Below are 12,786 nucleotides of genomic sequence, written 5' to 3'. Positions count from 1 at the left end.
GCTCCGAAATTGGGGTGCCGCCGGTCTAACGCGGGCTAATGACAGTTTCTGTCATTAGGTTTAGGTTGAATGACATCATGTCCCGCACCGCCCGACTGTTCCAATTGATGCAGGCCTTGCGGTCTGGCCCGCCGCCCAAGACCTCGGCGCAGTTGGCGCAGGATCTGGGGGTTTCGGCACGCACCGTGCATCGCGACATCGACGCTCTGCGTGGTCTCGGTGCAGTCATTGATGGCGAGGCCGGGTTCGGGTTTACCCTTATCGAAGATGCGACACTGCCGCCGCTGGGATTCACCGATGACGAGTTGGAGGCGCTGGTTCTTGGCCTGCGCGAGGTGCAACTGATCGGAGACCCGGCTCTGTCGGACGCCGCCGGTGCGGCGCTGCGCAAACTGCAGGGCCGGCTGCCCCACCGCCAGTCCCACCGCCTGAGCCACGCAGTGCTGACCGCCACCCGGTTCGACCGTCCTGCCGCACCCGGCATCGAAGTTGCCGACCTGCGGCAGGCGACGTGGGACGAGCGTGTGGTCGAGTTCGACTATACCGATGCGAAAGGTGACGACACCCAGCGCCGCGTGAGCCCACTGAGCATCGTGTACATGGATCATGCCAGCGTACTGCTCAGCTGGTGCCATCTGAGGCGGGATTTTCGCGTGTTTCGGTTGGACCGGATGCGCGCGATGTCCGTCACCCAGGACAGTTTCCGCCCCAACCGCGTGCCTTTGCTGCGAGAGGCGCTGGCCAAGATCCGGGCCGAGCGCGAAGCAAAAGATCAAGAGAGCCAGTCCTGAGCGCTTTGTGATTTGCGCAATCTGGGGTACCCTGTCTGCGAGCAGTAATCAGGAAAACCTGAATCATGAAATATGTGTGTGGCTTTGTGGCCGCCGCATTTTGGGCATCCATCTTGCAGGCGGAGACTTCGAATACAACCAAACGACCGCAGATCAGACCGGCGCTGGATTCGATCCAGTTGGCGTCGGCCGATCTGACGGTTTCGATCCGGCCGGTGCCAAGGCCGACCACCGGCATGCACCGGGTGGTCGTCGAAGGCAACACCAGCTTCGAGACTTGGTTGAACGCCTTCCGGCACCGGGCAGTTGCGGCAGGTATCCGGCCGCAGGTCCTGGACCGGTCATTGTCAGGCCTGACCTACGACAACGACGCCATCAAGCGCGATCGCAGTCAGGCCGAGTTCTCGAAACCGATCTGGGAGTATCTGGATTCGGCCGTGTCAGACCTGCGCATCGCGAATGGGCGCAAGGCGCTGGTGCGGTACAAGGATACGCTGGACCGGATCGAAGCCCGGTACGGGGTCGAAAAAGAGGTGGTGGTCGCGGTCTGGGGGCTGGAAACATCCTACGGCACGTATCGGGGCAGCAGCCAGACAATCCGGTCGCTTGCAACGCTTGCCCATGACGGGCGGCGCGCGCAGTTTTTTGAAACACAGTTGCTCGCGGCATTGCAAATCGTGCAGGCCGGCGACATCACCTCGGACCGAATGACGGGCAGTTGGGCGGGTGCCATGGGGCACACGCAATTCATGCCGACCTCATACCTCGAGCACGCGGTTGACTTCGACGGCGACGGACGCCGCGACATCTGGTCGGACGATCCTACGGATGCGCTTGCGTCTGCTGCCGCCTACCTTGCCAAGTTCGGGTGGACCAAAGGTCAGCCATGGGCGGTCGAGGTGCGTTTGCCGAAGGGGTTCGACTATGCCAGCGCCAGTCGGGACGTTAGTCTGATGCCTTCGGAATGGGCCGCACGCGGCGTCCGCGCCGCGAACGGCGGTGGCATTGCAGATTTTGGACCCGCCTCGATCCTGTTGCCGGCGGGCAGCGGTGGCGTGGCCTTGATGATCTTTGACAATTTCAGCGTGATCGAGCGCTACAACGGCGCCGATGCCTATGTGATCGGCATCGGCCATCTGTCAGACCGGCTGGCCGGGCAGGGTCCGTTCCGCGCCAACTGGCCGCGCGGCGACCGGGTGCTGAGTTTTACCGAACGCAAGGAATTGCAGCTGCGCCTGACCCTGGCCGGGTTCGACACGCAGGCCATCGACGGGCGGATCGGTCCGAACACCATCAATGCGCTGCGGGCCTATCAGATGGCGCGTGGTCTTTTGCCGGATGGGTACGCAACCGTGCAATTGCTGGAACGGATGCGGTGAACGAAATAGGGCGGCCCTACCGGACCGCCCTTTTTTGATATTTCCCTGAATTCACGAGGCCGCTTTCATCAAGCCCTGGGCGATGATCTCGGCCTGCGCCTCGTCCAGCGACTTGTAAATGCGCACGAACATCTCGTCGATATCTGCCGGGGTCAGGACCAGCGGCGGCGAGATGATCATCCGGTCGCCCACATGGCGCATGATCAGGTTGTTGGCAAAGCAGCGATCGCGGCAGATGTACCCGACCGTGCCCGGATCGGAGGCGAACTTGGCCCGGCTGGCCTTGTCCGGCGTCAGCGCGATCGAGGCCATCATGCCCACGATCTTGGCCTCGCCCACCAGCGGGTGCTCGACCAGCGCCTCCCATTTCTGTTTCAGATAGGGGGCGGCGACATCGCGCACATGCTCGACGATCTTTTCTTCTTCCAGAATGCGCAGGTTTTCCAGCGCGACGGCCGCCGCGACGGGGTGGCCCGAATAGGTATAGCCGTGGTTGAACTCGGTCCCGCCGATCACCTCGGCAATCTCGTCATTGACGATCGAGCCGCCGATGGGCGCATAGCCCGAGCTGAGCCCTTTGGCGATGGTCATGATATGCGGGCGGATGTTCATGGTCTGCGAGCCGAACCAGTTGCCGGTTCGACCAAAGCCGCAGATCACCTCGTCGGCGATCAGCAGGATGTCGTACTTGTCGCAGATGCGCTGGATTTCCGGCCAGTAGGTGTCGGGCGCGACGATCACGCCGCCCGCACCCTGGACCGGCTCGGCGATGAAGGCGGCAACGCGGTCTTCGCCCAGTTCCAGGATCGCCTCTTCCAGCTCGCGTGCGCGGGCCAGGCCGAATTCTTCGGGCGTCATGTCGCCGCCCTCGGCCCACCAGTTGGGCTGGTTGATGTGGTGGATGTTCGGGATCGGGATGCCGCCCTGCGCGTGCATGCCGGCCATGCCGCCCAGCGAGGCCGACCCGACGGTCGACCCGTGATAGGCGTTGTGGCGGCTGATGATGATGTTCTTGTTGGGGTGACCCTTTTCCGCCCAATAGGTGCGGACCAGACGGATGTTGGTGTCATTGGCCTCGGACCCGCCGGCGGCGAAGAAGACATGGTTCAGGTCACCCGGCGCCAGCTCGGCCAGTTTCGCCGCCAGCGCGATCGCCGGGACATGGGTCGTTTTGAAGAAGGTGTTGTAGTAGGGCAGTTCGCGCATCTGGCGCGCCGCCACTTCGGCCAGTTCGTCGCGGCCATAGCCGACGTTCACGCACCACAGACCGGCCATGGCGTCCAGGATCTCTTCGCCCTCGCTGTCGGTCAGATAAACGCCCTTGGCACGAGTGATGACGCGCGCGCCTTCCTTGCCCAGTGCGCCGTTGGCCGAAAACGGGTGAAGGTGATGCGCCGCATCCAGGGCCTGCAATTCGGCGGTCGGCATGTGGTTGGTGATGGTCGACATCGGTCTCTACTCCTGCAACAGCGGTTGCCGTCACAATATGATCAAATTTTTTCCTGTCAATCGAATCGCGCTGACCTATTCGGTCGCCAGCGCCTCGGCCATCAGTTCCATGCCCTGTTCGATGTCCTGGGTCGTTGCTTTTGCGACTTTTTCAGCGTCGCTGGCGCGCAAGGCATCGATGATGTCCTTGTGCCGGTCCGGAAGGCTCTGGGTGCCGAAACGCCCGCAGACGACGCGCAAGGACGGCCCGAATCGCAGCCACAGGCGCTCGGCCAGATCCTTTAGAATCGGCGCGCCGGCGTGGTCATAGAGCTTTTCGTGGAATGCATGGTTCAGGCGAAGATAGCCGCCAACGTCCCCGTCGGCGATCGTGCGATCCAGCTGTTCGTCGATCTTTTCAAGCTGGTCGATATCCGCCGTGGTCATGTTGACTGCTGCGCGCCGGGAAAGCTCTGATTCTACGGCATTTCTGGCGAAAATCATCTGTTCGACATCTGTTGCGGTCAGAAGGGGAACGCTGACCCGCCGGTTGCCCTGAAAGATCAGCGCACCGTCCGAGATCAGGCGCCGGATAGCCTCGCGCACCGGGGTCATGCCTACGCCCAGCGAATCGGTCAAGCCTTGGATCGTGACCGGTTGCCCCGGCACCAGATCGCCGAACATGATCTGCGACTTCAGTGTCTGGTACACCTGTTCATGTGCTGGTCGTTTTTCGGTCTGGGTCACTGCAGCAGATGCCTTATTTTTGATCAAATCCAATTGGTTCACCCCGATCCCAATGCTCCCGGCTTGTCAGGTTTCTTGCCCCGTGAAACCATACGACGTATCGAGGGAAAACGCAAAACTTGATCAAATCCAAAAAAACGGGAAAATGCCCGTACACTTGCAGGGAGAAGAAAATGAAAATCAAAACGCTGACGATGACGGCAATTGTCGCATTGGGGACGTCGGCCGCTGTTGCGGAAGAGGTGCGCGTATACAACTGGTCGGACTACATCGACGAGGAGTTGCTGAGCAAATTCCAGGAAGAGACGGGTCTGACCCTGATCTACGACGTGTTCGACAGCAACGAGGTTCTGGAAACCAAGATGCTGGCCGGAGGATCCGGTTACGATGTGGTGGTGCCGTCGGGCACCTTCCTTCAGCGCCAGATCCAGGCTGGAGCCTTCCAGAAACTGGACATGACCAAGCTGCCCAATGCAGTTAACCTCTGGGATGTGATCCAGGAACGTACGGCCGGATATGACCCGGACAACGCCTATTCGATCAACTACATGTGGGGCACCACGGGGCTGGGCGTGAATGTCGACAAGGTCAAGGAAGTGCTGGGCGACGATGCGCCCTTGAACAGCATGGACCTGGTGCTGAAGCCCGAGAACATGGAAAAGCTGGCCTCATGCGGCGTCCATTTCCTGGACGCGCCGTCCGAGATCATTCCCATGGTACTCCAGTACATTGGCGAAGACCCGGACAGCCATGACACCGACGTGATCGCCAAGACCGAAGAAGTGCTGACGGGCGTGCGTCCCTACATCCAGAAGTTCCACAGCTCGGAATACATCAATGCGCTGGCCAATGGCGACATCTGCGTGGCCGTGGGCTGGTCGGGCGACATTCTGCAGGCCCGCGATCGGGCGGATGAGGCCGACAACGGTGTGACCATCGAATACCATCCGTTTGCCGAAGGCTCGCTGATGTGGTTCGACCAGATGGCCATTCCGGTGGATGCACCCAACCCGGACGGCGCGCATAAATTCCTGAACTTCATCCTGGATGCCAACAACATGGCGGCGGCGTCGAACTACGTCTACTACGCCAACGGCAACAAGGCGTCGCAGGAGTTTCTGGAAGAAGACGTGATCGGCGATCCGGCGATCTACCCGGATGATGCCACGATGCAGAACCTCTACATCACCACGCCTTACCCGGCCAAAACGCAGCGGGTCGTGACCCGTCTGTGGACCAAGATCAAATCGGGCACCTGATCCGAAATGATTGCGCAAGGCAGAATGGTTCTGCCTTGCGCACAACCTGTACAGGCTGACTTACGGGGGCCGATTTGAACTCTACCGTCTTTGCGCCGTGGGAAGATCCGCAGGCGAAACCCTTGATCCAGTTCAAAAATGTGACCAAGCGATTCGGGGACTTTACTGCCATCGACAATCTGTCGCTGGACATCTTCGAGCGGGAATTCTTTGCTTTGCTGGGGCCGTCGGGTTGCGGCAAGACGACGATGATGCGGATGCTGGCGGGGTTCGAGAAACCCACCGAAGGTCACATCATGCTGAGTGGTCAGGACATCGACCCGGTGCCGCCGAACAAGCGGGCGGTCAACATGATGTTCCAGTCCTATGCGCTGTTTCCCCATCTGAACGTCTGGGACAACATCGCCTTTGGCCTGCGCCGGGACAACATGCCCAAGCATGATCTGGAAGACCGGGTCGAGGAGATGCTGCGCCTGACCCGTCTTGAGAAATTCGCCCGCCGCAAACCGCACCAGATTTCCGGTGGCCAGCGTCAGCGCGTGGCGCTGGCCCGGTCGCTGGCCAAGGCGCCCAAATTGCTGCTGCTGGACGAACCGCTGGGCGCGCTGGACAAGAAGCTGCGCCAGGACACCCAGTTCGAGCTGATGGACATTCAGGAAAAGACCGGCACCACCTTCGTGATCGTGACCCACGACCAAGAAGAGGCGATGACGGTGGCCAGCCGCGTTGCCGTGATGGATCAGGGCAAGCTGATGCAGGTCGCCACGCCCGACCGCATTTATGAAAACCCCAATTCTGTCTATGTCGCCGATTTCATCGGGGACGTGAACATCATCGAAGGCCGTGCAACCGCAGCCGGTGAGGGCACGTACAGTATCGAATGGGCCGAGGGCCAGCCGCCTCTGACCGCCACGTCCGCGGCAAGCTTCGGAAACGGGCAGGCCTGTCACCTGGCCATCCGGCCGGAAAAGGTAACGATCTCGGCCGAGCGTCCCGCCGATGCCGTCAACGCCGTGCAGGGCAAGGTGCATGACATTGCCTATCTGGGCAACCTGTCGACCTACCATGTCGAATTGCCAAACGGGACGATCATCAAGGCGCAAACGGCCAATACCCGCCGCATCTCGCGCCGGTCCTTCACATGGGAAGACCCTGTCTGGCTGTCCTGGACAGCCACGGCGGCGGTTCTGCTGGCAGACTGATGCGCCGCGCGGTCCTGATCGCCATCCCCTATGTCTGGCTGCTGGCCCTGTTTCTGGTGCCGTTCTTCATCGTGTTGAAGATCTCGCTGTCGGACATCGCGCTTGCGATCCCGCCCTACACCCCGACCCTTGATTTGTCGCAGGGCTGGGCCGGGATCAAGGAGTTCTTCAGCCAGCTGGATTTCGAGAATTTCGTCTGGCTGACCGAGGACGACCTGTACTGGAAAGCCTACCTGTCCAGCGTCAAGATCGCGCTGATCGCGACCGCGCTGACCCTGGTGGTGGGCTATCCGATCGCCTATGGCATGGCCCGCGCGCCCGAGGAATGGCGCCCGACGCTGATGATGCTGGTGATCCTGCCGTTCTGGACCTCGTTCCTGATCCGCGTCTATGCGTGGATGGGGATCCTGTCGAACGAAGGCTACCTGAACCAGTTCCTGCTGTGGACGGGCATCATCTCGACCCCGCTGACCATCCTGAACACGCAGACGGCTGTCTATATCGGCATCGTCTACACCTATCTGCCCTTCATGATCCTGCCGATCTACGCCGCGCTCGATCGGCTGGACGGCTCGCTGATCGAGGCGGCTGAGGATCTGGGCTGTTCGCGCACGCAGGCCTTCTGGCTGGTGACCATCCCACTGTCGCGCCCAGGCATCATCGCGGGATGCTTCCTGGTGATGATTCCGGTGATCGGTGAATTCGTGATCCCCTCGCTGCTGGGCGGGTCGGGCACGCTGATGATCGGCAAGGTCTTGTGGGAGGAGTTCTTCTCGAACCGCGACTGGCCGGTGGCCAGCGCCGTGGCGGTGATCCTGCTGCTGATCCTGGTGATCCCGATCGTGCTGTTCCAGCGCAACCAGCAGAAACAGGCGGAGGCAGAGCAATGAACAGGCTGAGCTGGTTCAACACGGTCTCGCTGACGCTGGGCTTTGCGTTTTTGTACATCCCGATGGTGATCCTGATCATCTTCAGCTTCAACGAAAGCAAGCTGGTCACGGTCTGGGCTGGGTTCTCGACCAAATGGTATGGCGAACTGATGCAGAACCAGGCGTTTCTGGATGCGGCTTGGGTCACCGTTCGCGTTGCCGTGTTCTCGTCGACGCTGGCGACCATTCTGGGCACCATGGCAGCCTATGTCATGGTGCGGGGCGGGCGGTTCTTTGGCCGTACGCTGTTCTCCGGGATGATCTATGCGCCGCTGGTGATGCCCGAGGTGATCACCGGCCTGTCGCTGCTGCTGCTGTTCATCGGGATCGGGCTGGACCGAGGCATCCTGACCATCGTGCTGGCGCATACGACCTTTTCGATGTGCTACGTCTCGGTCGTGGTGTCCTCGCGGCTGGTGACGTTCGACCGGTCGCTGGAAGAGGCGGCGCTGGATCTGGGCTGCTCGCCGGCGCAGGCCTTCAGGTTGGTGACGCTCCCCATCATCGCGCCTGCGGTGATCTCGGGGTGGCTTCTGGCCTTCACCCTGTCGCTGGATGACCTGGTGATCGCGTCCTTCACGTCCGGCCCCTCGGCCACGACCCTGCCGATCAAGATTTTCTCGGCCGTACGTCTGGGGGTCAGCCCGGAAATCAACGCGCTGTCGACCATCATGATCGCCGTGGTCACCGTGGGCGTTATCACCGCTTCGCTGGTGTCGAAACGCGCGATGGTCCGGCAGCGGCAAGAGGAACAAGCTGCCGCGCGCACCGAATGAGGCGGATCTTTCCGGCCTATACCTATGGCCCCGGCCCCCGTGAGGGGTGTTGGTGGGATGAAACCACTACGGCGCCTGACTGGCCCGTTCATTCGGGTGATTTGTCGACCGACGTTGCGATTGTCGGCGGCGGGTTCACCGGATTGTCTGCTGCCCTGCACCTCGCCGAACGCGGTGTGTCTGTCGCTGTGTTCGAGGCCGAAACTCCGGGCTGGGGCGCTTCGGGGCGCAATGGTGGGTTTTGCTGCCAAGGAGGGTCCAAGCTTGGTTCGGCGACACTTGCGCGGCGCTATGGGATTTCGGCGGCACAGGATTATGCGCAGGCCGAAACCGACGCGGTCGCCTTGGTTGCGGATCTTTTGCAGCGCTTTCGGATCGACGCAGACGTTCACTCCGAAGGGGAGACGCAGTTGGCGCACAGCCCGCGCGCGATGGAGCGGCTGCGGCGTCACGCGGAAAGCGGTGGGGTTCTGCATGAGCCGTCGGATTTGGAACGCCTCGGTATGCGGGGCCGTTTCCTTGGCGGATATACCGACCCGGTCGGTTTTGGGCTGAACCCGCAGAAATACCTGTTCGGGTTGGCCCGGGCCGCGCAGGCGCAAGGTGCCGCAGTATTCTCGAAAAGCCCGGTTCAGGACATCAGAAAAGCCGGGTCCGAGTACAAGATGACCACCCCCGCGGGCCGTATCCAGGCCAAGACGGTGTTGATCTGCACCAACGGTTATTCCAGCGACGATCTGCCCGACTGGTTGGCCGCCCGTTACATGCCCGCCCAGTCTACGGTCATGGTGACACGTCCGCTGACCGAAGCTGAATTGCAGGAACAGGGTTGGACTTCGCGCCAGATGGCGTACGACACGCGCAACCTGCTGCACTATTTCCGTCTGATGCCGGACAACCGGTTCCTGTTCGGAATGCGAGGAGGCCTAATGTCCTCGCCGCGCGCCGAAGCTGCGATCCGTCGCAAAGTACGCAGTGACTTTGATCGCATGTTCCCGGGTTGGGCCGAGGTTGAGGCAACTCATATGTGGTCAGGTATGGTTTGCCTGACCCGTGACCTGCTGCCCTTTGTCGGGGAGGTTCCGGGCCACCCGGGCTTGTTTGCCGGTCTGGCCTATCACGGGAACGGCGTGGCGATGGGCAGCTATTGCGGGCGGGCATTGGCCCGCTTGGTTTTGGGTGAGCCCGCGAATATTCCGGACGTCATGGCCAAACCGCCGTCAAAGTTCCCATTCGGGCGCTGGCGGCGACTGCTGATGCCACCGGCTTATGCGGCCATGGCTCTTGCCGATTTGTGATACGGCCCACGGTCAGAGGGCCGCAACCTCAAGGTCAAACCCGGCCCTATAGGCTGGCGCACCATTCTCGGCCCGCCACAGGCAGTAGGCAGCCATACGCCAATTGTACCAGGGCTTTAGCTCGAGGTATCGGCGCACCGTCGGCGGGCTGTCATAGGCCGACAGAAACGTAGCCTCTTCCTCGGGGGTCAGCGCCTTGCCGCGATAGAGATGCTGCATGGCGGGTGACAGGAACAGGGCAAGATCCTCGCATGGGTCACCCATCGCCGGGCATTGCCAGTCGATCAGTGTCAGCCCCGCAGAGGAGACGAGGATGTTGCCGGCCACCGGGTCGCCATGGATCAGGCATACTCGGGGGGTCGGCGGCACCCGGACCCTGGGTTTGCGTTCGGCCAGAACGGCGCTGAGTCCCGAGCGGCAACCGTTCAAAATACGGGTGCCGTGATGATCGAGATCAACGCTTCCATTGCATCCCTTAGGGACCTCTAGCACGATTTCTCGGGCGTGCAGATTATGCAGCAGTTTCGCCACCTGCGCGGTCCCTTCTCGCCACGGAGTGCCAGCCGCATGGTCATAGAAAACCCAGCGATCCGGGCCAAAGCTGCCCGAGGCGCGAAGCCGCGGAACAAACCCCGTCGCAGCAAGTGCGTGCAGACAGGCTGCTTCGAGTTGGGCGTCGTTGCGAAACAGCGGGTTTTGAAGGGAAGACCGATAGAACTTCAAAACCCGGTCCGGCTCGGCGTCCAATACCTTCCACACCTGGTTCGTGCGTCCGCCATACAGCGTTTCGAACTGGGCGTCTTTTGTGATCAACCCGCTTTCGACAAGTTGGTCTGCAAGGCCGGTTGGAGGAGCGGTTGGAACGGACAGTTGAGACACCGGAGCGTTGCGAATCTGGACGGCCAATCCTTGGCCCGCAGCGCCCCCGAGTTCAAGCGCCGGTACGAACGGCAACGACGTCGGTTGCCGGAATCACGACGCCGCTGTCCAAGGTCAACATGACGACACCGGCCCCGACTTGGGCTTCGACGACGCGGCTGTAGGTGGCCGCAGGCCGCGCCGAGAGCAGTTCATCCCCCAAAAAGCTTTCCAGCGTTGCGGAATAGGTGCCGTTGGGCAGCGGATTGCCCGATGCATCCACTCCAGCCCAAAGAAACTCGGTCTCGGAGACCGGAACAGAGACCCGGTCGATTTCGGTTCCGTCAGAATCCTTGATGACCAGCACAGACGCATCCGCGCCCAGGTCGGGCTGAGTGAACATGGTCTGCGGCTGGCCATCAAACCGGAAGGAGGCTGCCCCCTGAACATCGACCCCAATCCAGTTGGACAGCTCATCCAGATTGACGCTGCTCAGGGTGGCGGTGAGGTTTGCCAGAAGGTCGTTGGTCTGCACCTGCTGCTCGACCATCGAAAACTGGGCGAGTTGCGACGCATATTCCGACGAATCCAGTGGCTCCAGAGGATCCTGGTTGCGCGCCTGCGCCGTCAACATCATCAGAAACGTCTCAAAGTCCGAGGTCAGCCCTGTCGCTGTCGAAGTTCTCGTTGGCTGCGCTGTTGAGGGTGTATGTGTCGCGGATGCCGCTGTGGTGATCATGGGTCAAAGCCTCAGGTCCAACGCCCGGTCCACCTGAGTTGGGCGGGCCAGAGCGGGTGTTTCGGTTGCAGGGTCAAGCTCCCCTGTGGTGATGAATGTGCTTCGTTCAGTTGGCTCAGCGTCCTGTTCTGGGTTCGCCGAGGTGCCCAGTTCAAAGGAAAGATCGCCCAGCCCCATCTCTTTGAACTCGGCTGAAAGGATCGAAATATGCCGGCGCATGAGATCCATGGTTTCGGGCCGGTCAGCGACGATCATCATGTGCAACCCGTCTTCGCGCCCGGTCACCTTGATCGAAACTTTGCCCAGCTCTTCCGGAGTCAGTGCGATTTCCACGCTTCCGCTTCCCGGCTTTGCGACGATGGTTGCCGCCATTTGCCCGGCGACTGCCCGAGCAATTTCCGCCCGGCCCGAGAACGGGGCGCCGTTGGTCGGGCCTGTATCCCTTTGCGCTGGGGTCGTACCCAAGTCCTGCGTTGGCATCCGGTCGTGCAGACTGTCCTCTGGCATCGGGTCCTTCAGTGCTGCGCGTTCCGATATACCGACGATCTGCGCCCGGATGATGGATTCCGTTCCCTGGCCTGCAGGTTTGGTCGGCCGCTGAACCACCACCCCCGATCCGGTGGCCTGCTCGTCGCGTCTGGCTTCTTTTCCGGCTGCAGTGCGCAATTCGTCCTTTCGGTTCTGCAGGCCCCCACTCATTCCAGGTTCGGTGGCGTTCAACTGCTCTTTTGCAGCTGGCATAGGTTGCGACGGTGTGTTCCCGGCACGCTCGGGCGCTTCGGCTCCCTTGCCCGTGTCGCCCGCGAGCGATCGGCGATCGGGATCAGAGGTTACTGCGCGCATGGCCGCGGCGGCGGTTGACTGGCGTCCCTCCGCCGGAGGGCTGGCCCCGGGAGTGGCGTGCGCCGTCGCCTCGCGCTTTGGAGGTTCACCGGGCGTTGCCATGGGCAGAGGCGTGTCTTTCTGTCGAGCGTCCTGTTGTGATCCCTGCAATTCCAGCGGTTCAGCCAAATCGGGTTCGACCTGCGGGACGTCAGGGTCGGTGTTTTCATCGCCATCCACGATTTCCGGACCCGCGCGGCTGTCCGGATGAGGTTTCGCTTCGGCCTCGAGGTTCGGCATCTCATCTTCGGCCATGAGTTCCGCGAAATCCGAGTCGCCTTTTGTTGGGGGCTCGGACTTTGCGGCCCAATCCGGCTTTCCGCCGGAAATCACATTGGTCATCATGGTCAGGGCGTTGGGCATTTTGCTCCGGCTCCGGTTGTTTGGCCCAAACCTGCCCTCAAGGTAGTTACGTTTATTTTAACCGCTCTTCGCTTTGATCGACAAAGATCGAAACAATTTTCGGAGAGGGCGATGGAAATCCCAAACCTCGCGCCG

12 protein-coding genes are annotated in these 12,786 nt (G+C 61.4%); 7 read left to right on the top strand and 5 right to left on the bottom strand.

What is annotated here, in order from left to right:
- Positions 1-77: 77 nt before the first annotated feature.
- Both ACR3EK_RS13830 and ACR3EK_RS13825 read left to right on the top strand, forming a co-directional pair.
- Positions 78-791 (top strand): helix-turn-helix transcriptional regulator, encoded by a 714-nt coding sequence (locus tag ACR3EK_RS13830; protein WP_480633648.1) that lies wholly within the window; start codon positions 78-80, stop codon positions 789-791.
- A gap of 65 nt (positions 792-856) precedes the next feature.
- Entirely contained in the window at positions 857-2,170 is a 1,314-nt protein-coding gene (locus ACR3EK_RS13825; RefSeq protein ID WP_480633647.1) for a lytic murein transglycosylase, read from the top strand.
- Between the two features lie 51 nt (positions 2,171-2,221).
- On the opposite strand, the gene ACR3EK_RS13820 is transcribed toward ACR3EK_RS13825, so the two are convergent.
- Together ACR3EK_RS13820 and ACR3EK_RS13815 are read right to left on the bottom strand one after the other, a co-directional pair.
- Complete coding sequence (locus ACR3EK_RS13820; RefSeq protein ID WP_170439808.1) at positions 2,222-3,619, bottom strand: aspartate aminotransferase family protein; 1,398 nt, start codon at positions 3,617-3,619, stop codon at positions 2,222-2,224.
- 75 nt (positions 3,620-3,694) lie between these two features.
- A complete protein-coding gene (locus tag ACR3EK_RS13815) occupies positions 3,695-4,378 on the bottom strand; it encodes a GntR family transcriptional regulator (protein ID WP_093964408.1) in 684 nt (227 codons plus the stop codon).
- Between the two features lie 140 nt (positions 4,379-4,518).
- On the opposite strand from ACR3EK_RS13815, the gene ACR3EK_RS13810 reads away from it, so the two are divergent.
- The 5 genes from ACR3EK_RS13810 (at position 4,519) to ACR3EK_RS13790 (ending at position 9,809) form a co-directional block, all read left to right on the top strand.
- Positions 4,519-5,604, top strand: a complete 1,086-nt coding sequence (locus tag ACR3EK_RS13810) for a polyamine ABC transporter substrate-binding protein (RefSeq protein WP_480633646.1) — start codon at positions 4,519-4,521, stop codon at positions 5,602-5,604.
- 74 nt (positions 5,605-5,678) lie between these two features.
- Positions 5,679-6,806 carry an ABC transporter ATP-binding protein gene (locus ACR3EK_RS13805; RefSeq protein ID WP_170372953.1) on the top strand — a complete coding sequence of 376 codons (1,128 nt, stop codon included), beginning with the start codon at positions 5,679-5,681 and terminating at the stop codon, positions 6,804-6,806.
- On the top strand, positions 6,806-7,696 hold the full coding sequence (locus tag ACR3EK_RS13800) for an ABC transporter permease subunit (protein ID WP_170364861.1): 891 nt from the start codon (positions 6,806-6,808) through the stop codon (positions 7,694-7,696). The genes ACR3EK_RS13805 and ACR3EK_RS13800 overlap by 1 nt, the downstream gene beginning before the upstream one ends.
- The gene (locus ACR3EK_RS13795) at positions 7,693-8,511 is read left to right on the top strand and encodes an ABC transporter permease (protein ID WP_005980381.1); all 819 of its coding nucleotides are present in this window, start codon (positions 7,693-7,695) and stop codon (positions 8,509-8,511) included. Before ACR3EK_RS13800 ends, ACR3EK_RS13795 begins: the two co-directional genes overlap by 4 nt.
- Complete coding sequence (locus tag ACR3EK_RS13790) at positions 8,508-9,809, top strand: NAD(P)/FAD-dependent oxidoreductase (RefSeq protein ID WP_480633645.1); 1,302 nt, start codon at positions 8,508-8,510, stop codon at positions 9,807-9,809. The genes ACR3EK_RS13795 and ACR3EK_RS13790 overlap by 4 nt, the downstream gene beginning before the upstream one ends.
- 12 nt (positions 9,810-9,821) lie before the next feature.
- On the opposite strand, the gene ACR3EK_RS13785 is transcribed toward ACR3EK_RS13790, so the two are convergent.
- From ACR3EK_RS13785 to ACR3EK_RS13775, 3 genes are read right to left on the bottom strand one after another with little or no spacing between them, the layout of a single operon-like run.
- Positions 9,822-10,715: a phosphotransferase gene (locus ACR3EK_RS13785; protein ID WP_480633644.1), complete on the bottom strand. Its 894-nt coding sequence runs from the start codon at positions 10,713-10,715 to the stop codon at positions 9,822-9,824.
- 25 nt (positions 10,716-10,740) lie between these two features.
- The gene (locus ACR3EK_RS13780) at positions 10,741-11,406 is read right to left on the bottom strand and encodes a flagellar hook capping FlgD N-terminal domain-containing protein (protein ID WP_480633643.1); all 666 of its coding nucleotides are present in this window, start codon (positions 11,404-11,406) and stop codon (positions 10,741-10,743) included.
- Positions 11,407-11,409: 3 nt separating this feature from the next.
- On the bottom strand, positions 11,410-12,651 hold the full coding sequence (locus ACR3EK_RS13775; RefSeq protein ID WP_480633642.1) for a flagellar hook-length control protein FliK: 1,242 nt from the start codon (positions 12,649-12,651) through the stop codon (positions 11,410-11,412).
- Between the last annotated feature and the right edge of the window lie 135 nt (positions 12,652-12,786).

This window comes from Ruegeria sp. BC8, assembly GCF_056535705.1.
This window is presented reverse-complemented; position numbering and strand designations above follow the sequence as displayed.

Excerpts from the sequence above, each read along its gene's own strand:
- ACR3EK_RS13830 (WP_480633648.1), top strand. The coding sequence starts at position 78 with ATGTCCCGCACCGCCCGACTGTTCCAATTGATGCAGGCCTTGCGGTCT.
- ACR3EK_RS13825 (WP_480633647.1), top strand. The coding sequence starts at position 857 with ATGAAATATGTGTGTGGCTTTGTGGCCGCCGCATTTTGGGCATCCATC.
- ACR3EK_RS13820 (WP_170439808.1), bottom strand. The coding sequence starts at position 3,619 with ATGTCGACCATCACCAACCACATGCCGACCGCCGAATTGCAGGCCCTG.
- ACR3EK_RS13810 (WP_480633646.1), top strand. The coding sequence starts at position 4,519 with ATGAAAATCAAAACGCTGACGATGACGGCAATTGTCGCATTGGGGACG.
- ACR3EK_RS13800 (WP_170364861.1), top strand. The coding sequence starts at position 6,806 with ATGCGCCGCGCGGTCCTGATCGCCATCCCCTATGTCTGGCTGCTGGCC.
- ACR3EK_RS13795 (WP_005980381.1), top strand. The coding sequence starts at position 7,693 with ATGAACAGGCTGAGCTGGTTCAACACGGTCTCGCTGACGCTGGGCTTT.
- ACR3EK_RS13790 (WP_480633645.1), top strand. The coding sequence starts at position 8,508 with ATGAGGCGGATCTTTCCGGCCTATACCTATGGCCCCGGCCCCCGTGAG.
- ACR3EK_RS13780 (WP_480633643.1), bottom strand. The coding sequence starts at position 11,406 with ATGATCACCACAGCGGCATCCGCGACACATACACCCTCAACAGCGCAG.
- ACR3EK_RS13775 (WP_480633642.1), bottom strand. The coding sequence starts at position 12,651 with ATGCCCAACGCCCTGACCATGATGACCAATGTGATTTCCGGCGGAAAG.